The following is a 20301-nucleotide window of genomic DNA, read 5'->3' as shown; positions in this document are numbered from 1 at the left end:
ACCCCGACAGCTGGGTGAGCCGGGCGCGCGCGAAGCGCCGCACCCGCGTCGAAGCCCCTGGCACCCGGTCCGGTGTCTCGACCGACGCCCCGCCTCCACGAATTGGGACACGTGCTCCAAGAACCCAAGCGGAGCGCGGCCGTCGCGGTGATGGGACGGGTGCCACTGACGGAAGTTCGTTCCTTGACGTCCACAGTCCCGCGTCACGAAGCGACCGCAGGACGTCTCGAAGGGTCAAAAACCCGCACATAGACAAAGGGTGAGGGACGGCAGGGCGGCACTGCGCAGCGGTGCCCAACCCGAGGATCGCCCAACCGGCATCCCGCTCAAGCAGACCCGACCCCAAGGCCGCCCTGCCGGCCCACACCCGACCTAGGCAACGCCACAGCAGGACGAGTGCGGGGGGACGGGAGACGAGGCCCGGGTGGCCTCAACCACCCGACCACCGACCCAGTCGGCCGAAACATCGAGACCCTGGACAACGGCCTCCCGGGCCTCGACTCACGGCTCACCGCACCCGACCATGAGATTCGCGTGAAGGTGGTAGTCACGACCCTTCGAGACGGCCGGCGCCGCTCCGCGGGCGGCCCTCCTCAGGGAGCGAAAGCACGGCCCACGCCGCTTCGCGGGCGGCCCTCCTCAGGGAGCGAAGGAGATAGGCCACGCCGCCGGGACCGGAACCCCTGACGGGGAGCGAAGGTGACCGCCTAGTCCTGGCGCAGCGGGGCCGGGCGCCACATGCCCACGGCGGGCATCTGAGTGCCGGTGAACCGGCACATGTCCACGAAGCCGAGGCGACGGTAGAGGGCTGCGGCCCGTTCGGTGGCCGCCTCGAGATAGACCGGCTCGGCCACCGTGCCGAGGCGGTACTCGAGGAGCGCCCGGCCAACGCCCCGGCCCTGCGCAGCTGACGACACGCCTACATAGCCCAGGAACCAGTGCGGCACGGGCGGCCGGTGCCGGGTGAGCTCGCGTTCGACCCGCAGCATGGTGACGGCGTGACTCCCGAGGGTGCTCCAGAGGCCCGCCAGGTGTCTCGCCGCTGCCGCGATTCCGTCGACATGAGAGCCTGGCGGCTGCCAGAGTCCGGCTCCGAGCACGGTGGTGCCGTCGACCGCCACATCGACCGTCCACGCGCCGTCGAGCTCATGGTCCATGTAGGCCCGCACCCGCCGCGCGCGCTCGCCGGACGGGAGGAAGGCGAAGGTGGGATCGTCGGTGAACGCATCCGCCAGCGCCTCGGCGGCGCCGGGGAGGTCCGATGGCCGGGCCGGACGGACGAGGGGTGCGGTCATTCGAGGAGTCCTTGCGCGAGGTAGGAGTCCGGCCCGAAGCCAGGCGGGATCGCGAATACGGCAGATCCGATGGCCGTGGTCCATTCGTTGAGCGCGTCACCGTGGTCCAGCATTCGCTGAACCGGGATGTACTGCTCCGCGATGTTGGCCTGGAAGGCGCCGAAGATCAGCCCCGCCGTCGAGACGGGGGCGCCATCGGCCCACTCGTCGTGGGTGTAGTTGAGCCCGCGGCGCAGCATGGTGCGGCCCGAGTTCTGCGACGGATGGGCGCGGCGGGCGTGGGCGTCCGCCGCGATCACGGGCACCCCGTCGGCCATGGCCTCGAGGTCCAGGGCGTCGTGCTCGGCCTCTCCGGTGAGTGGCGCCCCCGTGTCGAGGCGCCGGCCCACGGACTGCTCCTGGCGGTCGCGTGTGGCATCGTCCCACTCGTCCAGGTGCATCTCGATGCGGCGGATCACCAGCTGGGTGCCTCCCGAGAGCCAGCCGTCCTCGGAGAACACGGCGCGGGTGAGGGCGTCGTCGGTGGGGTTGGCTGTGCCGTCAACCTGACCGAACAGGTTGCGGCCGGTCGCCGGGTTGCCCTCGGCGTCGACAGGGCGCCACGAACCGCCCTGGACCCACCGGCTGGTGGCGAAAGGGCCGGCGTCTGCGGTGAGCCGGCGCGCGGCGTGTGCTGTGGTGGTGGCGTCGTCGGCGGAGATCCAGACGAGCAGGTCCCCGCCGGACCAACGCTGCTGGAGTTGGTCGTGCTCCATCGGGGGGATCTCCTGGAAGCCAGCGGGGCGCTGGGGGTTCAGACCGTCCAGGTCGAAGATGCGCGGGCCGAGGCCGACCAGGACGCTGAGCGAGGCGCCGGCCTGGGCGAGGTCCGGGGCGGAGTCTCCCGGGGCTGGGCGGCCGGCCATCAGCGCGGCGATGTCCGCGCTCCACACGCGCATGAGGCGTCCGAGCGCGGAGCGGTCCGTCTGGGGGAGGAGGTCGAAGGCGATGAGGTGGCCGACGGCGGGCTGCGCTGTCAGGATGCCGGATTGATGCACGCCGTGGGCCGGGTACGTCTGACCGCCCACTGAGGATGTCGCGGCGTCCTCCGCTGCCCCTCGGCACGCCCGACCGGCGACCACACCGGCAGCGCCGCCCAGGGTGGCGGCACCGGCGTAGCCGAAGACCCCACGACGGGTGACGTGCTGCGTGGACATGCGGCGCAGTCTACCCGCGGGACCGATGTCCACAGACCCCGGTGGGGTACCCCCGGGGGTATCAAAATTCGGCTATGATCCCAGGGTGAACTGGAAGCTCGCTGTCCCCGTCCTCGCCGCCGTCGCCCTCGCCGCCTGCTCCCAGGCCGAGAGCGCCACCCCCGGCATCCTCGCCGCGGATCCCTGGGTTCGGGCCACCGTCGGCACCGAGATGCCGGAGATGACCGCCCTGTTCGTCAATCTCACCAACCCCTCCGAGGAGGACCGGATGCTGGTCTCCGCGGACTGCGGGGATGTCGCGGCGAAGGTCGAGCTGCACGAGATGGTCAAGGTGGACGGCCAGATGGTGATGCAGGAGGCCGAGGGAGGGCTCCCCATTCCCGCGGGGGAGCACCAGCACCTGGCGCCCGGCGGGCCGCATGTGATGCTGATGGGCCTGACCGGCGAGCTTGTTGCCGGAGGCGAGGAGATCGAATGTAGGTTGGAGTTCGACGACGGACAGACCATCGACCTCGTCGCCCCGGTGAAGGAGTTCACCGAGGAGCAGGACACCTACCACACGCACGCACCCACCGAAGACAGCTGAGGCGCCGCCGGCGGTCGGCCGCCGAGGAGAGGACGCCCCATGTTCGCGATGTCGGACGGCCAGCCGGCCCCAGCCCATCCAGATGCCGTCATTGCCGGGGCCACGTACCGCATCACAGTGCTCACCAGCCGGCTGCTGAGATTTGAGTGGCACCCGGAGGGACGCTTCGTCGACGAGCGCACCCAGACCGTCGTCAACCGCTCCTTCGAGGTGCCTGAGTTCACCGCCGATGTCGTGGGCGGGTCCCTCGAGGTGCGCACGGATCACCTGCGCGTGCGCTACGACGGCGGGCCTTTCAGCGGCTCGGGGCTCAGCGTCACCCTGACCCGTGGCGCATCCGATCCGCACTACTCCACGTGGCGTTTCGGCGAGAGCTACCCGCAGAACCTGCCCGGTCGCGGCAACCTGCTCGGCACGGCCCGCACCCTCGACGAGGTGGACGGCTCCTGCCCCCTGGAACCGGGCATCCTCGCCACCTACGGATTCGCCGTGCTGGACGACTCCACCTCGGTGCTGCTCTCCCCGGACGGATGGGTGGCCGGGCGTGAGGGCGGCGGCCGAGACCTGTACCTCTTCGCTCACGGACGCGACTATCGGGGCGCGCTGTCCGACTACCACCGCCTCACCGGCCCCGTCCCGCTGGTGCCCCGCTTCGTCCTGGGCAACTGGTGGAGCCGCTACTGGCCCTACCGGGCCGACGAGTATCTGGGTGTGATGGACCGCTTCCGGTCCGAGCGGATCCCGCTCTCGGTGGGCGTCATCGACATGGACTGGCACGTCGTCGACGTCGATCCGGAGCTTGGCACCGGCTGGACCGGCTACACGTGGAACCGTGAGCTGTTCCCGGACCCGCAGGCCTTCCTCGCCGCCCTGCATGAGCGCGGGCTCGCCGTCACCCTCAACCTGCACCCCGCAGACGGAGTCCGTCGGCACGAGGAGGCCTACCCGGCCGTGGCGGAGGCGGTAGGGATCGACCCGGCAACGGGCGCCGCCGTCGAGTTCGATGTGACGTCCCGAGAGTTCGTCGACGCCTACCTCAGGCACCTGCACCATCCTCTGGAGGACCAGGGCGTGGATTTCTGGTGGATCGACTGGCAGTCGGGTGGCGCGACTGCGGTGGCCGGGCTGGACCCGTTGTGGATGCTCAACCACATCCATTACCACGACTCCGGCCGGGGTGGGCGGCGGCGCCTGACGTTCTCGCGCTACTCAGGCCCCGGCAGCCACCGATACCCCGTGGGCTTCTCGGGCGACACGATCACCACGTGGGACTCGCTGGACTTCCAGCCGTACTTCACCGCCACGGCCGCCAACATCGGATACCCGTGGTGGAGCCACGACATCGGCGGGCACATGTTCGGCAGCCGCGACGTCGAGATGGCGGTGCGGTGGTTCCAGCTGGGCGTCTTCTCGCCGATCAACCGGCTGCACTCCTCGTCGAGCCCCTTCGCGTCGAAGGAGCCGTGGGGTTACGGGCCTGAGGCCGAGCGGATCATGGCCGCGTTCCTCCGGCTCCGTCACCGCCTGGTGCCCTATCTCTATACGGCGGCCTGGGCAGCGCACGCGGAGCAGGTGGCCCTGGTGCGGCCGATGTATCACGACCACCCGGATGTCGCGGCGGCCTACGAGGTGCCCAACCAGTCGATGGTGGGAGAGCACCTGCTCGTGGCCCCGCTCACCTCGGCGGAGGACGGCGCCTCGCACCTGGCCTCCACTCGCGCCTGGCTCCCTGAAGGCTCGTGGATCGACCTGTTCACGGGCCACCGCCACGACGGGGGACGCACGGTGGTCCTGCATCGCGGGCTCGGCGGGTATCCGGTCCTGGCAAGGGCGGGCGCTGTCATCGCGCTCAGCGCGGACCCGATGGCCGACGTGTCCGAGTCCCCCCGGGCGCTGGACCTGCGCGTGGTGCCCGGCACCGCAGTGTCGCACCTGGTGGAAGACGACGGGAGCGCGGCACCCGGGCCCGAGGCCCGTCGCCAGGTTCGGATCGAGCAGGTGCTCGACACGCACCCCGACGGCACCGCCACGCTCACCGTGACCCTGCGGCCCGGCCCCGGCGCGGCGCCGGACCACAGGACGGTCGCCCTCGACGTGGTGGGAGTAGAGTCCGTCGAACAGGTGGAGGTGTGGGTGGGCGGCATGGTGCAGCACGTCGACCACCCGGTGCGGATCACCGACGAACTTCTCGCGCCCGCGCTCCGGGTGAGGCTGGGGGAGGTGGACCTCGGTTCGGTGGTCGCTGTGCGCCTGGGTGGGGCGAGGCGGTCGCCTCGCGACGTGGCGGGCGACGCGTTCGCGCTGATCGACGCGGCCGAGATCGAGTTCACGGCCAAGGAGGCGGCGTGGCGGGCCGTCACGGGACTGAGCGGATGGGCGATGGTGCAGCAACTCGCCACCGTCGACATCCCGTCGTCTCTGAGGGACGCGCTCGTGGAGGTTGCTGCAGCCGGCGAGGTGTGGTGAGCCGGTTGCTCAGGCGACGAGCTTGGGGCCCCGCACCGAGAGTCTGACGGCCTTGGCGTAGTGACCCACCAGTTCGGCGCACACCGTGTCCCAGCTCCGGTCCAGCGTGGAGTGTCGTGCCGCCCGGCCGAAGGCGCCGCGCTTCGCGTCGTCGCCGATCAGGTCCAGCACATGGCCGCGCATCGCGCCCAGGTCTCCGGGGCGGTACAGCCAGCCGGTGCGGGACTGGTCCACCAGGTCGATCGGGCCGCCGCGTCGCGGCGCGATGACGGCGAGGCCGGATGCTTTCGCTTCCTGGATGGACTGGCAGAACGTCTCCAGTTCGCCGGGGTGGACGAAGAGGTCCAGGCTGGCCAGGGCCGTGGGTAGGTCCTCGCCCGTCAGTTCGCCCAGGAAGGCGGCGCGGGGGAGGGCGGCCTCCAGCTGGGGGCGGAGTGGGCCGTCGCCGATGATGACCAGGCGCGTGCCGGGGATGTCCGCGAGCGTGGCCAAGTCTTCGACCCGTTTCTCCGTCGCCAGCCGACCCATGTAGCCGATCAGCCGTTCCCCGTTCGGGGCATGGAGGGCCCGGAACTCTGTGCTGCGTTTGGTTGGATCGAACCGGCCCGAGTCCACGCCACGCCCCCACACACCGACGCGAGGCACCCCCTGGTCGATCAGCTGATCGCGGGCGAACGTCGAGGGCGCGAAGTTGAGTGAGGCGAGGGAGTGGACCTGCCTGACGTGGTGCCAGAGGAGTGGCTCAAGTTGTGGGAAGCCGTACCGGCTCGCGTACGTGGGCACCTCGGTCTGATAGATGCCCACCATGGGAATGCCGAGCCTGGCCGCGACAGTGGCCGCCTTGTATCCGACGACGAACGGCGCCGCGAGGTGGATCACATCGGGGGCGAATCCGGTCAGCAGCCTCGCGATGGAGGAGGACGTGGTGGTGACCACCCTCACCACGTCGTAGCCGGGCAGGCCGACGCTGGTGACGGTCTCGACGGGGAAGCCGCAGTACTCGTGCGGAGTGCGGTCACCCGCCTGCGGGGCGATCACCATTGCCTCGTGGCCGGTCGCCCTCAGATGTTCGAGGACGCGCAGGACGGAGTTGGTGACCCCGTTGACGCTCGGGAGAAACGATTCCGCGACGATGGCAACTCGCACAGCCCCAATTTTACTGACGGCGGTGTCCGGGGCACCTCCGTCAGGGAAACGCTCAATGAACGTCTGGTGACGTTCGAAGGACCGTGGATTCGGAGAATCTCGGTCGAGACCGTAGACTCGACGGGCCCGGTAAGGCGATTAACGCCAGCGTGTGACAGATGAGCGGGCAAATCGTGGGGCCCCGATGTGGGCCCGAGCGGCCCGAATCCAGGGCCCACTATCCCGCAGAGGACCTCTTCTATCATGAACGCACCACGCCAGAAAGACCGTTGGTCACCCGAGCAGCGCACCGCCAAGGGCCTCAAGGCCCAACGTCGCGGCCGCACCGAGCCCCCGGCCCCGGGCGCCCCGCTCAACCGCAAGCAGCGCCGCGCGCTGGAGTTCGGTGACCGTCCCTTCGTCCCCAAGACCGACGAGGGCTCAGACCGCCCCGCCCGCGACGAGCGCCCCGCCCGCGACGACCGCCCGCGCCGTGATGACCGTCCCGTTCGGGACGATCGTCCCCGCGACGACCGCTACTCCGATCGCTCCCGCGATGATCGTCCCCGCCGCGACGATCGTCCCCGCGACGATCGTTACTCCGATCGCTCCCGCGATGATCGTCCCCGCCGCGACGATCGCCCCCGCGACGACCGTTACAGCGACCGGTCCCGCGACGACCGTTACAGCGACCGATCCCGCGACGATCGCCCCCGCGACGACCGCTACTCCGATCGCTCCCGCGACGACCGACCCCGCCGCGACGACCGCCCCCGCGACGACCGTCCCCGCTGGGGTGACCGCGACGACCGCGGTGGGGATCGCTCCGGCGGTCACCGCCGCAGCTCGATGCCTCCCCACGTCGACGTGCGCCGCCCGCACGAGCCGCGCGGCCACGATGACCGCCGCGGCCATGACCGCCGCGACACCCGCGCCCCCCGTCAGGACAGCTTCGACGCTCCCGAGGCGGACCAGATGAGCTGGACCGCCACGACGGCTGAGGCTGTGGAGGGCGACGTGGCGTCGGGCTTCTTCGAGCTCGGTGTTGCCGAGCCCTTGGTGCGCGTCCTCGCCGGCCAGGGCATCAGCGCCCCGTTCCCCATCCAGGCCGCCACCATCGGCGACGCCATCGCCGGCCGCGACGTCCTGGGCCGGGGACGCACGGGCTCGGGCAAGACGCTTGCCTTCGGCCTCGCGATGCTGACCAGGCTGGCGGAGGGGACCCCCGTCGGATCCCCGCGAGCCATGATCCTGACGCCCACCCGTGAGCTGGCCCTCCAGATCGCCGACGTCCTCTCCCCGCTGGCGGCCGCGATGCGGCTCGACCTCACGCTCATCGCGGGCGGCATGGCCTACGGTCCGCAGATCCGCGCCTTCGAGCGCGGCGTCGACGTGGTGGTGGCCACCCCAGGCCGCCTCATCGACCTGCTGGAGCAGGGTGCCGCGGACCTCAGCCAGGTGCAGATCTCCGTCCTCGACGAGGCCGACCACATGGCTGACCTTGGCTTCACGAAGGAGGTGCGCACCCTGCTCGACGCCACCCCCGAGGGTGGGCAGCGGCTGCTGTTCTCCGCGACGTTGGACGCGGCCGTCGACTCGATCGTGCGGACCTACCTCAACAACCCGGTCACGCACGAGGTGGACTCCAGCCAGAACTCGGTCACGACGATGGTGCACCGGCCGCTGATCGTGCGCCCCCACCACAAGAACCAGGTCACGGCTGAGATCGCCAACCGCGACGGCCGCACGGTGCTGTTCGCCCGCACCCAGTTGGGCACCGACCGCATCGCCGGCCAGCTCCGCGAGGCGGGCGTGATGGCGGGCTCGCTCCACGGCGGCCTCACGCAGGGCGCCCGCGCCCGCATCCTGGCCGCGTTCAAGGACGGCACTGTGCCGGTCCTCGTCGCCACCGACGTGGCGGCCCGCGGCATCCACGTCGACGATGTGACGCTGGTGCTGCAGGTCGATCCGCCGCGTGACTCGAAGGACTACCTCCACCGCGCCGGCCGCACCGCCCGCGCGGGCCAGGAGGGCGTGGTGGCCACGGTGGTCCTGCCGCACCAGCAGCGCTCCACCGAGCGGCTGCTGAGCCAGGCCGGGGTGCGGGCTGCTGCCCTCGCGGTGGAGCCGGGCTCCGCGGAGCTGCGCGAGGCGACCGGGGCACGTCCCACCTCGGGTGTCGAGATCTCCGAGGCCGACTACCAGCAGCTCATCGCACCCAAGCAGGCTCAGCGCCGTCGTCCCGAGGGAGGCGGCCGCGGTGGCCGTCGCTACGAGGGCGGCCGTGGCGGGCAGCGCGGGGGCCGCAGGGATCGTTGGTGAGGGCGTAGGATTTCGCGCCTATGGACACCGCCACCCTGTCGATCCGGATCGCCGATCCGGGCGATGCCGCCGAACTGCTGCACGTCATCCATGCGGCGTTCGCGGCGCGTCCCCCAGTGGACCCGCCAGCCGAGGCGCTGACCGACGAGGTTGCCGACATCGAGCGTGCCCTCACCGACGGCTACGGCGTCGTGGTGGAGCGCGAGGGAAGCATCATCGCCGGACTGCTCGTCGACCTCGCGGACGGGACCGCAACACTGAGACGCGTCTCGGTGCTGCCGTCGGCCAGCGGCCAGGGCGTGGCGCGTTCCCTCGTCGAGGGCGCCCTCACCGTCGCGGCGGATCTGGGCGCCCGGCGCGCCTCGCTGTTCGCGCGTGAGGAGTTCCCCCAGCTCGTCGACTGGTGGCGGGACCACGGCTTCGACGTCGTGGCGCCGGAGCCGCACGGCTTCCGGATGGGCCGAGACCTCCCCGTCGTCATCGACGTACCCACGGCCGACGACATGCGCCGGCTCGGCCGCGCGCTGGCCGCCGTGCTCGCCAAGGGCGACGTGATCGTCGCCACGGGCGATCTGGGCGCAGGCAAGACCACCCTCACTCAAGGCATCGGGGAGGGGCTGGACGTCGAGGGCCCCATCATCTCGCCCACCTTCGTGATCTCGCGCGTCCATCCCGCCCGCGGCGAGGGGCCGGCGCTGGTCCACGTGGACGCCTACCGGCTCGGCGACGCCTCTGAGCTCGCCGACATCGACCTCGACGCCACGCTTGCCGAGTCCGTGACCCTGGTCGAATGGGGCCACGGACTGGCCGAGTGGCTGGCCGAGGACCGCCTCGAGATCGACATCGTCCGCGGCATGGACTCGGACGTTCGCACCGTCTACCTCACCGGCTTCGGGCCCCGATGGGCCGGGGTCCTCGACGTCCTCAGGGAGGCGCCATGACCTGGACGCTGGGCATCGACACCAGCCATGTCGTCGCGGTGGGCCTGGCCCTCGACGGCGAGCCGCACACCCGCGTGCTGGTGGCGGACACCCGCGCCCACGCCGAGTCGCTCATGCCGTCGGTGCTCGAGGCCTGCGCCCGCGCCGGAATCACGCTTCGAGACGTCGACGAGTTCGCCGTCGGGATGGGTCCGGGGCCATTCACCGGCCTGAGGGTCGGAGTCGCCACCGCGTGGACCCTCGCACACGCCTCCGGCCGCGCGGCACACGGCGTGTGTTCCCTCGATGTGGTGGCCAGGCAGTGGGCGGAGGAGGGCGCCCCGGCCCAGTTCGTCGTCGCCTCGGACGCCCGCCGCAAAGAGCTGTACTGGGCCACCTACCTCGGCGACGGGACGCGCGTGTCAGACCCGCAGGTGAGCGCCCCGGAGTCGTTACCGGCCCTTCCCGTGGCCGGTGCCGTCCCCTCGGCGTTCCGGGCCCTCGTGGACGTCCAGGGCCCCGAGTCATTGGACCCGGCGCTCCTCGCGGCCCGGTGGCCGCAGCTTCTCCCCGCAGGCGACGAGCCGTACTACCTGCGCGCGGCGGACGCCTCCGTCCCTGGCGCACCCAAGTCTGCGCTCCCGCGGCTCAGGGCTCCCCGGTGATCGTCGAGACGGCCGTCGCGGAGGATCTCCCGGACATCCTCGCGCTGGAGGAGCACTTCGCCACGCAATGGTCCGAGGCCTCCTGGCGCCAGGAGGTCACCGGCGAGGGCCGGCTCGTGCTCATCGCGCGCCGCAAGAGCGGAGAGGCGGTGGGCGTGGCGGCCTTCCAGTTGGTCGACGACGTGGCGGACCTGCACCGCATCGTCGTGGCGCCACATCAGCGCCGCCTCGGATTCGCGCGCGTGATGCTGATGGCCGGCCTGCAGTGGGCCATCGGCCGTGGGGCGAGGCGGATGCTGCTGGAGGTCGACGCGTCCAACACCTCGGCCATCCAGCTGTACCAGGGCTATGGTTTCGCGGCCGTGGCCACCCGCCCGGACTACTACGGACCCGGTGCCGACGCGCTCATCCTTGAGCGGAGGCTGGAGGGCGTCGACGCGGACTCCGTCGGCATGTGGGACATGGAGGACAACGATGAGTGAGCCATTGGTCCTCGGCCTCGAGTCGTCGTGCGACGAGACCGGTGTCGGGATTGTCCGTGGACGGACGTTGTTGGCCAACGAGGTGGCCAGCTCGGTGGATCTGCACGTCCGCTTCGGCGGGGTGGTGCCCGAGGTGGCCAGCCGGGCCCACCTCTCGGCGCTGATTCCCGCCCTGGAACGCGCCGCCGAGAAGGCGGAAGTGGACCTGTCGGACCTGGACGCCATCGCGGTGACCGCCGGCCCCGGCCTGGTGGGCGCCCTCGTCGTCGGGGTCGCCTCGGCGAAGGCCCTGTCGGCCTACCTGGGCAAGCCCCTCTACGGGGTGAACCACCTGGTGGGCCATGTGGCGGTGGATCTGCTGGACCACGGGCCGCTGCCCATGCCGTCGCTGGCGCTCCTGGTCTCCGGCGGCCACACCCAGCTGCTCCACGTCGAGGACATCGCCACCCGGATCACCGAGGTGGGCTCCACCATCGACGATGCGGCCGGCGAGGCCTACGACAAGGTCGCCCGCCTGCTCGGGCTGCCCTACCCGGGCGGGCCCGTGATCGACAGGGCAGCCCAGGAGGGCGACCCCACCTTCATCCGCTTCCCCCGCGGCCTGACCGCGCGGCACGACATGGCCAGGCACCGGTTCAACTTCTCCTTCTCAGGGCTGAAGACCTCGGTGGCGCGCTGGGTGGAGCAGCGCCGGCTCGACGGCGGCGAGGTGCCGGTGGCGGACGTCGCGGCCAGCTTCCAGGAGGCGGTGTGTGACGTGCTGACGGCCAAGACCATCGACGCAGCCCAGCATCTGGGGGTCAACTCCATCCTGATCGGCGGCGGCGTGGCCGCCAACTCCCGTCTCCGCGCGCTGTTGGAGGAGCGGGCCGGGGAGGCCGGCATCGAGCTGCGGCGCCCGCGCCCGGCGCTGTGCACGGACAACGGGGCCATGATCGCCGCTGTCGGCAGCGAGGCCATCCGCGCCGGCGTGCGCCCGTCGGGGCTCGGCTTCTCGGTGTACTCCGGGCTTCCCGTGGGCACCATCGTCGTCTGATTTTGTCGCGCCAGGACACAAGTTAGTAACGATCTGGCGTCAAACCCCAGATGGCCTAGCCAATTTGAACGTGCCTTGGCTATGTTCGCTGGCATCACTCGGCCCATTCGGGCCTCTTCCGTCGTTCGACGACTTAGGAGAAAGAATGAAGTTCCAGGGAACCAAGGTGTCCCTCGGCCTGGTCTTGAGCGGAGCACTCCTGCTCGGCGCCTGCACCAGCCCAGAACCCACCGACCCCGAAGACGCTGCCTCCGGTAGCGCCTCGGCGACCGCGTCCGCCAGCGAGGGTGCAGGCGGCGGCGACGCCGCGGCCGGCTGCCTGCAGGACGTCGGCATCACCGAGACCGCCGACGGCGAGGTCCGCTTCACCGCAGGCCCCGGCGACTGGAGCGGCTACAACACCATCACCAACGGCACGTACTCCACGTACAACTCCGTCATCGCCGCCCACATGTTCTCCAATTTCGTGTACTTCGGCACCGACGGCACGATCTGCGACAACACCGACTTCGGCACCTACGAGGTCACCTCGGAGGACCCGCTGACGGTGGAGTACACCATCAACGAGGAGGCCGTCTGGTCCGACGGCACCCCGGTCACCATCAACGACTACCTGATGGACTGGGCCGCCCAGAACCCCGAGTTCATCGCCCCCGGCTTCGCCACCGGCGAGGACCCCGAGGCCGCGGTGTTCGACCACGTGTCCACGTCGTTCGCCCAGTACGTCTTGGAGGGCCCGGAGGGCGAGGTGGGCTCCAAGAACTTCACCGTCGTCTACACCAACCCCAACCCGGACTACCGGATCATGGTCACCGCGCCGCTGCCCGAGCACGTGTTGGCCGCGCAGGCCGGCCTCGAGCCCGGCGCCCTGGCCCAGGCCGTCATCGATCGCGACGCGGAGACCGTGAAGTCCGCCGCCGAGTTCTGGAACACCGGCTGGATCTTCAACCCGGGCGAGCTGCCCGAGGCGTCGGTCACCCCGTCGTCGGGCCCCTACATGATCAAGGAGGGCGGCTGGCAGGCGGGCAACTCCCTGACGCTGACCGCCAACGAGGACTACTGGGGCACCCCGGCCGCCACCCGCGACCTCGTGTTCCGCTTCATCGACGACGCCCAGCAGGTCCAGGCGTTGGGCAACAAGGACGTCCAGGTCATCCAGCCCCAGGCCACGGTGGACACCGTCGGCCAGCTCGAGGCCCTCGGCTCCGCCGTCTCCATCGAGTCGGGCTCGTCGCTCACGTGGGAGCACCTGGACTTCAACTTCCGCGAGAACAACGTCTTCGGCAATCCCGACACCGGCCTGACGCTGCGCACGGCCTTCGCACACTGCGTGCCCCGTCAGCAGATCGTCGACACCCTGATCGCGCCGATCGCGCCCGACACGGTGCTCATGAACGCCCGCGAGGTGTTCCCGTTCCAGGACAACTATGACGAGATCGTCGGCGTCTCCTACGACGGCCGCTTCGACACGGTTGACCTCGAGAAGTCCAAGGAGCTCGTTGCCGAGGCCGGCATCGCCACCCCGATCGACGTGCGCCTCGGCTACCGCGCGGGCAACCAGCGCCGCACCGAGACCGTGGCCGCCATCCAGTCCTCCTGCAAGGAGGCCGGCTTCAACGTGATCGACTCCAGCGCCGAGGACTTCTTCACCAACGCCAACGTCAACGGCGACTACGAGGTGGCCCTGTTCGCGTGGGCCGGCTCCGGTCAGATCACCTCCGGCGAGAACATCTACGCCACCGCCAAGCCGCAGAACACCTCGGAGTTCAGCAGCGAGATCGTCGACGCGGCCTGGGCCGAACTCGTCGCCACCCTGGACGAGACGGTTCACCTCGAGCAGACCAAGATCATCGAGAAGGAACTGTGGGATCAGCTGCACGGCATCCCGCTGTACGCCCACCCGCTGGTCGTCGCCTACGACTCCACCCTGAGCAACGTGCGGGCCACCGCCACGCAGGATCAGGTGTCGTGGAACGCCCCGCAGTGGGTCGCCAAGTGATCCGTGACTGACGCCTAGTCAGCCGCAGGGATGGGGCAGGTGACGTTCGCGCCACCTGCCCCAACTGGCGTTCCACCGCCCCTTCATCACAGCTCAGCCCTGCCGTAGGATGCGGCGAATGGGTGCCGACGTTGGCACCCGAACCATGTCAGAGGACCGATCTTGCTCAAGTTCATCGCGAAACGCCTGGGGATATCGCTGGCGATTCTCCTGCTGGGGTCACTGCTCCTGTATGTGCTGGTCATCAACTCAGGAGACCCGCTGCAGGATCTGCGGGAGTCCAACGACCCGAACCGCGAGAACCGCATGCGCCAGCGGATCGAGACGATGGGGCTGAATCTTCCCTGGTACGAGCGCTACCTCGACTGGTTGGGGGGCGCTTCGAAGTGCCTCATCGGGCAGTGCGACCTCGGCGTGGCGCTCAACGGCCAGTCCGTCAACGCACTGGTGGCGGTCGCGGCCGCCTCCACCCTTCGCCTCGTGGTCTTCGCCACCCTGTTGGCCATCACCACCGGCGTCATCCTCGGCATCATCACCGCCATCCGCCAGTACAGCGGCTTCGACTACGGCGTCACCCTCTTCGCCTTCATCGCCTTCTCCCTCCCCGTCTTCTGGCTGGGCGTGCTGCTCAAGCACTACGCAGCCATCGAGTTCAACAACTGGATCGTCGACGCAGACCTGAGCTGGCCGGTGATCATCGGCGTGGCTGTGGTGTTGGCGTTCATCCTGCAGGCCGCCATGGGGGGCGACCTCAAGCGTCGCCTCATCACGTTCGCAGCCATCGCGGCCGGCGCGGCGGCCATCCTCATCTACTTCGACGCCGTGACCTGGTTCCGTCGTCCCGCCATCGGCATCCCCGTCTACGTCCTCGCGGTCCTCGGCGCCGCGGCGCTGGTGATCATGCTCACCTCCGGCTTCCAGAACCACCGCGTCCGCAACGCCGTCGGGGCCACCGCAGCAGTCTCGCTCGTCGGGTACATCGCGATGCGCGGCTACCTCATGGACAACGGCTCGGTCGCGGTACTGCTCATCTGCTTCGCGGCGGCGATCGTGGCCGGGGTCGCGGCCGGCCAACTGCTCGGCGGGTTCTCCAGACGCCAGGCCACCTTCTCCGCCGTCGTCACAGCGCTGCTGGCCTCGCTCCTGGCGGTCAGCGACCTCCTCCTCTCCAACTGGGCCCAGTACCTGGAGGAGCAGCCCCGCCCCATCCCGACCATCGGCTCGATGACGCCCAACTACGAGTCGACTTTCTGGATGCACTCGATCGACACGCTCACCCACCTGGTGCTGCCCACCGTGGCGCTGACGCTGATCTCCATCGCGTCCTACACCCGCTACACCCGGGCCTCGATGCTGGACGTGCTCAACCAGGACTACATCCGCACCGCGCGGTCCAAGGGCATCTCGGAGCGCAAGGTGATCACCCGGCACGCGCTGCGCAACTCGCTCATCCCGCTGGCCACCATCGTGGCGTTCGACTTCGCCGGGCTCATCGGCGGCGCGGTGATCACCGAGACCGTGTTCGGCTGGCAGGGCATGGGCAACCTCTTCCGCACGGGCCTCGCCCAGGTGGACCCGGCGCCGGTGATGGCGTTCTACCTCGTCACCGGCACCGCCGCGGTGATCATGAACATGGCGGCCGACATCGCCTACGCCATCCTCGACCCGCGGATCTCCCGCTAGGAAGTGGCCCACCATGACTGACACGAACAACGCCGCGCAGCTCGACGAGGTCCACGAGGCCGACTACGAGATCGAGTCCATGCCGGACGAGACCACGACCACCGACAAGTCCTACTCACAGGGACAACTCGTCCTGCGCCGGTTCGTCCGCCACCGTGGCGCCATGATCTCGTTGACCATCCTTGTGCTGATCATCCTGCTGGCCACCACGTCCATCGGCTTCGGGCCCATTCCCGGATGGTGGCCGAAGAACCACGTGGACCTCTATCCGGTAGCTCTCCCGGGTGGCGCGCCCACCCTGACCCTGTGGCCCTTCTCGATCGGGGAGCACCCGTTCGGGCAGACCACGATCGGCAAGGACTACTTCGCCCTGGTCATGCTCGGCACCCAGAACTCGCTGACCATCGCCTTCACCGTCGGCATCGGGGCCACGATCATCGGCACCCTCGTGGGTGCGGCCGCCGGCTACTTCCGCGGCGTCGCCGAGTCCTTCCTCATGCGCGTCACGGACCTGTTCATCATCATCCCCACGCTGGTGCTGGCCGCCGTCCTCGGCCGGATGGCCGGCAACGTCGGCGGCATCTTCGCGTTGGCCGGCATGCTGGCCATCGTGTCCTGGACCGGCCTGGCACGCCTCGTGCGCGGCGAGGTCCTGTCGCTCCGCGAGCGGGAGTTCGTGGCCGCGGCGCGCGCCGTCGGCACGTCCTCGTGGCGGATCATCGTGCGCCACATCCTTCCCAACGCCCTCGGCACGATCATCGTCAATGCCACCCTGCTGATCTCGGCCGCCATCCTCGTGGAGACGGCGCTGTCGTTCCTGGGCTTCGGCGTCCGCCCGCCCAACACATCGCTCGGCCTCCTCATCTCGGAGAACCAGAACGCGCTGAGCACCCGTCCGTGGCTCTTCTGGTGGCCGGGCGTCTTCATCGTCTCCATCGCGCTCTGCGTGAACTTCATCGGTGACGGTCTCCGTGACGCGTTCGATCCCCGCCAGCAGATGGACTGAGGTACTCCCATGACCACCACCCCCCGTTTCACCGGCGAGAACCACGTCCTTAAGTTCGACGAGCTCGACGTCCAGTTCCGCACCGAGTTCGGCACCGTCCACGCCGTCAAGGGCATCACGCTCAGCGTTGAGCCCGGAGAGGTGATGGCCCTGGTGGGCGAGTCCGGCTCCGGCAAGTCGGTCACCGCCACCACCGCGCTCGGGCTGCTCCCGAAGACCGCCCGCATCCAGGGCGAGACCCGCGTCACGGACCAGAGCATCGGGACGCTGTCCGGCCGACAGCTGAGGTCCATCCGCGGCAACCGCGTTGCCATGGTGTTCCAGGAGCCCATGACCGCACTCAACCCCGTGATCAAGATCGGCGAGCAGCTCACCGAGTCCATGGAGGTGCACGGCGTGGCCTTCGGGCGCGAGGCGTGGGACCGCGCCGTCGACCTGCTCAACGCCGTCGGCATCCCCAACGCCGAGCGCCGTGCCAGCCAGTTCCCGCACGAACTGTCCGGGGGGATGCGCCAGCGCGTGGTGATCGCCATGGCCCTGGCCTGCGACCCCGAGGTAATCATCGCCGACGAGCCCACCACGGCCCTGGACGTCACGGTGCAGGCCGAGATCCTGGACCTGCTGCGATCGCTCAAGGACAAGCTCAACACCGGCATCCTGCTGATCACCCACAACATGGGCGTGGTGGCGGACATGGCCGACAACGTGGCGGTGATGTTCAAGGGCAACATCGTGGAGCGCGGCCCCGCAGAGCAGGTGCTCCTGCACCCCACCCACCCCTACACCAAAAAGCTGCTGGCCGCCGTGCCGCGGCTCGGCCAGGGGCACGGACAGTTCGGTGTGGCCCCCCACCCGGTGAGCCCCACGGCTGAGGCGGCCCTGGAGGTCGACGAGCTCGTGGTCGAGTACCACCGCGCGGGCAAGAAGCCGTTCCGCGCCGTCGACGGCGTCAGCTTCGGCGTTCGTCGGGGGGAGATCGTCGGCCTGGTGGGTGAGTCCGGCTCGGGCAAGTCCACCATCGGCCGCGCGCTGCTCGGGCTCATCCCGTCGGATTCCGGCCAGGTCCGCGTGTTGGGGGAGGATCTGCTCTCCCTCAAGGGCCAGGCGCTCAAGGGCCTGCGCAAGCGGATCGGCGTCATCTTCCAGGACCCGGCCGCCTCGCTCAACCCCCGGTTCCCCATCGGGGACGTGATCGCCGAGCCGCTCAGCGTGCACAAGGTGGGCGACGCCAAGACACGGCAGGCGCGGGTCCACGAACTCCTGGACGCGGTCCAGCTCCCGCGCACGGTCTACAACCGGTACCCGCACGAGTTGTCCGGCGGCCAGCGGCAGCGCGTCTCCATCGCCCGCGCCCTCGTGCTCAGCCCGGACCTGCTGGTGGCCGACGAGCCCACGTCGGCGCTCGACGTCTCCGTGCAAGCCTCGGTACTGGCCATGTTCACCGCCCTCCAACGGGACTTCGGTTTCGCGTGCCTGTTCATCTCGCATGACCTGGCGGTGATCGACTCGCTGGCGCACCGCGTCGTCGTCATGCAGTACGGCAAGATCGTGGAGAAGGGCGAGCGCGAGCAGGTGCTGCTCAACCCGCAGGAGGAGTACACCAAGCGCCTGCTGGCCGCAGCGCCCGTGCCGGACCCGATCGAGCAGCGCCAGCGGCGGCAGGCCCGCCACGAACTGCTCAGATCGCTCGGGGACGAGATGGTGGAGTTCGACACCCGCGAGCTGGACTTCGATGGAACAGACCGCACCCAGCGCCAACCCCGGCCCTGACATGGCGTACGCGCCCGAGCTGACCACGCTGGGCTACATCGTGAGCCCGGACCGGCGCCGGGTCCTGCTCGTGCATCGGATCTCCCGGTCCGAGGACGAGCAGCTCGGCAAGTTCAACGGCCTCGGCGGCAAGGTCGAGCGCGACGAGGACGTCGCCTCGGCGATGCGTCGCGAGATCCGCGAAGAGGCCGGAGTCGAGGTGACCTCGATGCGGCTGCGCGGCACAGTGTCCTGGCCGGGCTTCAACGGGCGCGACGTGTTCGGGTTCGTGTTCCTCGTCACCGGCATCGACGGCGAGCCGTACCCCTCGAACCCGGAGGGGACCCTGGCCTGGCACGACGTCGACACGGTCATGGAGCTGCCGATGTGGGACGGGGACCGGCACTTCCTGCCACTGGTCTTCGACGAGACCGTGCCCCAGTTCCACGGCGTCCTGCCCTACGACGGCGGGCACAGCGTGGGATGGCGGTTCTCGGCGGAATGACCGGGCGGGAGGCCGCCCTCGCGGCCGCGATGCGGGAGCCGGATCCGTCGTCGCTGGGCGCCGCGTCCCGCCTGCGCGCCGGGTTCGGCCCCGATGAGGCCGCGTGGGCGCTGACGCAGGCGGCGCTGCGCCGACGGGCGCGGGCCAAGTTCGCCCGTGCCGACGAGATGCTGTTCACCCACGCGGGTCTGGAGCAGGCCACCCGCGACCCGGTCCGCCGGTGGCGCGCGGCGCTCTTCGCTGCGGCCGGGGTGGAGTCGGTGTGGGACCTGGGCTGCGGAATCGGGGCCGACGCGATGGCCCTGGCCGAGGCGGGGCTCGCTGTGCACGCCGTCGACGCCGACCCCGCCACCGCCGAGGTGGCGTCCTGGAACCTCGGCCTCGTGGGCGCCGGCCCGGGCGCGGTGGCGCGCGCCGAGGAGGTGGCGGTGCCGGAGGGCGACGGCGTGTTCCTGGATCCCGCCCGCCGCACGGCGAAGGGCCGCACCTGGAACGTGGCGGACTTCACGCCACCGTGGTCGTTGGTGCTCGATTACCTGGCCTCAGCCAGGTTCGTCGCCGTCAAGCTCGGCCCGGGACTGCCCAAGGAACTCATTCCCGACGGCGTGCGCGCCACGTGGGTGAGCGACGGCGGCGACGTGGTGGAGGTGTCGCTGTGGAACCGGCTGCCCGAGGGGCGCTCGGCCGTGCTGCTGAGCGACGGCGCGGTCCTGGAGCTCGCCGGCGCGGGGGAGGGGCCGCCTGTCGCCGCGCCGTTGGGGCGCTACGTCTACGAGCCGGACGGCGCCGCCATCCGGGCAGGCCTGGTGGGGGAGTCGGCCCCGGGGGCCTGGCTGCTGGACCCGCACGTGGCCTACCTGTCCTCCGACGAGCCCATCGACACGCCCTGGGCCACCCGCTTCGAGGTCCTCGACGTGCTCGACCACTCCGTCAAGGCGCTGCGCCGGTACGTCCGCGAGCGCGGCATCGGCACGCTGGAGATCAAGAAACGCGCCATCGACGTGGACCCGGCGGCGCTGCGCCGCGAGTTGAAGCCCAAGGGCAGCGCGGCGGCCACGATCATCCTCGCACGCACCGTCGACGGGACGGTCGCCATCATCGCGAAGCGGTCCGGACAGAGCACTTCTGGCACTCGGCTTGATTGAGTGCTAAACCCCGGATAACGTAGGTGCTGGCACTCGACCCTGTCGGGTGCTAATGGTCGGACGGCACCCGCGACGACGCCCGGCCACTTCACACTGACCTACAAGCCGGCCTCCGGGTCGG

The 20301-nt window shown here is 70.2% G+C and carries 16 protein-coding genes; 13 read left to right on the top strand and 3 right to left on the bottom strand.

The window, feature by feature from the left end:
* Positions 1-707 precede the first annotated feature (707 nt).
* Both H5399_RS16125 and H5399_RS16120 read right to left on the bottom strand, forming a co-directional pair.
* Complete coding sequence (locus H5399_RS16125) at positions 708-1295, bottom strand: GNAT family N-acetyltransferase (RefSeq protein ID WP_182784494.1); 588 nt, start codon at positions 1293-1295, stop codon at positions 708-710.
* Positions 1292-2491 carry a Dyp-type peroxidase gene (locus H5399_RS16120; RefSeq protein ID WP_182784492.1) on the bottom strand — a complete coding sequence of 400 codons (1200 nt, stop codon included), beginning with the start codon at positions 2489-2491 and terminating at the stop codon, positions 1292-1294. Before H5399_RS16120 ends, H5399_RS16125 begins: the two co-directional genes overlap by 4 nt.
* Before the next feature lie 85 nt (positions 2492-2576).
* Between H5399_RS16120 and H5399_RS16115 the strand changes: the two genes are divergently transcribed.
* Positions 2577-3077: a copper chaperone PCu(A)C gene (locus H5399_RS16115; RefSeq protein ID WP_370585814.1), complete on the top strand. Its 501-nt coding sequence runs from the start codon at positions 2577-2579 to the stop codon at positions 3075-3077.
* 39 nt (positions 3078-3116) lie between these two features.
* Positions 3117-5543: a glycoside hydrolase family 31 protein gene (locus tag H5399_RS16110; protein ID WP_182784488.1), complete on the top strand. Its 2427-nt coding sequence runs from the start codon at positions 3117-3119 to the stop codon at positions 5541-5543.
* 9 nt (positions 5544-5552) lie between these two features.
* Here H5399_RS16110 and H5399_RS16105 read toward each other — a convergent pair whose 3' ends face one another.
* Positions 5553-6689 (bottom strand): glycosyltransferase family 1 protein, encoded by a 1137-nt coding sequence (locus H5399_RS16105; RefSeq protein WP_182784486.1) that lies wholly within the window; start codon positions 6687-6689, stop codon positions 5553-5555.
* 243 nt (positions 6690-6932) lie between these two features.
* Here H5399_RS16105 and H5399_RS16100 point away from each other — a divergent pair, with 243 nt between their 5' ends.
* The 11 genes from H5399_RS16100 to H5399_RS16050 all read left to right on the top strand — a co-directional run bounded on the left by H5399_RS16100 (position 6933) and on the right by H5399_RS16050 (position 20180).
* Entirely contained in the window at positions 6933-8990 is a 2058-nt protein-coding gene (locus H5399_RS16100; protein WP_182784484.1) for a DEAD/DEAH box helicase, read from the top strand.
* Positions 8991-9010: 20 nt separating this feature from the next.
* Positions 9011-9931 (top strand): tRNA (adenosine(37)-N6)-threonylcarbamoyltransferase complex ATPase subunit type 1 TsaE, encoded by a 921-nt coding sequence (tsaE, locus tag H5399_RS16095; protein WP_182784482.1) that lies wholly within the window; start codon positions 9011-9013, stop codon positions 9929-9931.
* Positions 9928-10575 carry a tRNA (adenosine(37)-N6)-threonylcarbamoyltransferase complex dimerization subunit type 1 TsaB gene (tsaB, locus tag H5399_RS16090; RefSeq protein ID WP_182784481.1) on the top strand — a complete coding sequence of 216 codons (648 nt, stop codon included), beginning with the start codon at positions 9928-9930 and terminating at the stop codon, positions 10573-10575. Before tsaE ends, tsaB begins: the two co-directional genes overlap by 4 nt.
* Positions 10572-11057: a GNAT family N-acetyltransferase gene (locus tag H5399_RS16085; protein WP_182784479.1), complete on the top strand. Its 486-nt coding sequence runs from the start codon at positions 10572-10574 to the stop codon at positions 11055-11057. Before tsaB ends, H5399_RS16085 begins: the two co-directional genes overlap by 4 nt.
* Positions 11050-12093, top strand: a complete 1044-nt coding sequence (gene tsaD, locus H5399_RS16080) for a tRNA (adenosine(37)-N6)-threonylcarbamoyltransferase complex transferase subunit TsaD (protein ID WP_182784477.1) — start codon at positions 11050-11052, stop codon at positions 12091-12093. The genes H5399_RS16085 and tsaD overlap by 8 nt, the downstream gene beginning before the upstream one ends.
* Positions 12094-12238: 145 nt before the next feature.
* Entirely contained in the window at positions 12239-14092 is a 1854-nt protein-coding gene (locus H5399_RS16075) for an ABC transporter substrate-binding protein (RefSeq protein ID WP_182784475.1), read from the top strand.
* A 162-nt stretch (positions 14093-14254) separates the two neighbouring features.
* Positions 14255-15775 (top strand): ABC transporter permease, encoded by a 1521-nt coding sequence (locus H5399_RS16070; protein WP_182784473.1) that lies wholly within the window; start codon positions 14255-14257, stop codon positions 15773-15775.
* Between the two features lie 13 nt (positions 15776-15788).
* Entirely contained in the window at positions 15789-16781 is a 993-nt protein-coding gene (locus tag H5399_RS16065; protein ID WP_182784471.1) for an ABC transporter permease, read from the top strand.
* 9 nt (positions 16782-16790) lie between these two features.
* A complete protein-coding gene (locus tag H5399_RS16060) occupies positions 16791-18551 on the top strand; it encodes an ABC transporter ATP-binding protein (RefSeq protein WP_182784469.1) in 1761 nt (586 codons plus the stop codon).
* Position 18552: 1 nt separating this feature from the next.
* Positions 18553-19035: an 8-oxo-dGTP diphosphatase gene (locus H5399_RS16055; protein ID WP_182784590.1), complete on the top strand. Its 483-nt coding sequence runs from the start codon at positions 18553-18555 to the stop codon at positions 19033-19035.
* Positions 19014-20180, top strand: coding sequence for a class I SAM-dependent methyltransferase (locus H5399_RS16050; RefSeq protein WP_182784467.1), 1167 nt, complete (start codon positions 19014-19016; stop codon positions 20178-20180). Before H5399_RS16055 ends, H5399_RS16050 begins: the two co-directional genes overlap by 22 nt.
* Positions 20181-20301: the final 121 nt, after the last annotated feature.

The organism is Tessaracoccus sp. MC1627, assembly GCF_014164725.1.
Classification (GTDB): domain Bacteria; phylum Actinomycetota; class Actinomycetes; order Propionibacteriales; family Propionibacteriaceae; genus Arachnia.
This window is presented reverse-complemented; position numbering and strand designations above follow the sequence as displayed.

Coding starts and splice junctions, on each gene's coding strand:
- H5399_RS16125 (WP_182784494.1), bottom strand. CDS start 1,295: ATGACCGCACCCCTCGTCCGTCCGGCCCGGCCATCGGACCTCCCCGGC.
- H5399_RS16120 (WP_182784492.1), bottom strand. CDS start 2,491: ATGTCCACGCAGCACGTCACCCGTCGTGGGGTCTTCGGCTACGCCGGT.
- H5399_RS16110 (WP_182784488.1), top strand. CDS start 3,117: ATGTTCGCGATGTCGGACGGCCAGCCGGCCCCAGCCCATCCAGATGCC.
- H5399_RS16100 (WP_182784484.1), top strand. CDS start 6,933: ATGAACGCACCACGCCAGAAAGACCGTTGGTCACCCGAGCAGCGCACC.
- tsaE (WP_182784482.1), top strand. CDS start 9,011: ATGGACACCGCCACCCTGTCGATCCGGATCGCCGATCCGGGCGATGCC.
- tsaB (WP_182784481.1), top strand. CDS start 9,928: ATGACCTGGACGCTGGGCATCGACACCAGCCATGTCGTCGCGGTGGGC.
- tsaD (WP_182784477.1), top strand. CDS start 11,050: ATGAGTGAGCCATTGGTCCTCGGCCTCGAGTCGTCGTGCGACGAGACC.
- H5399_RS16075 (WP_182784475.1), top strand. CDS start 12,239: ATGAAGTTCCAGGGAACCAAGGTGTCCCTCGGCCTGGTCTTGAGCGGA.
- H5399_RS16065 (WP_182784471.1), top strand. CDS start 15,789: ATGACTGACACGAACAACGCCGCGCAGCTCGACGAGGTCCACGAGGCC.
- H5399_RS16060 (WP_182784469.1), top strand. CDS start 16,791: ATGACCACCACCCCCCGTTTCACCGGCGAGAACCACGTCCTTAAGTTC.
- H5399_RS16055 (WP_182784590.1), top strand. CDS start 18,553: ATGGCGTACGCGCCCGAGCTGACCACGCTGGGCTACATCGTGAGCCCG.
- H5399_RS16050 (WP_182784467.1), top strand. CDS start 19,014: ATGGCGGTTCTCGGCGGAATGACCGGGCGGGAGGCCGCCCTCGCGGCC.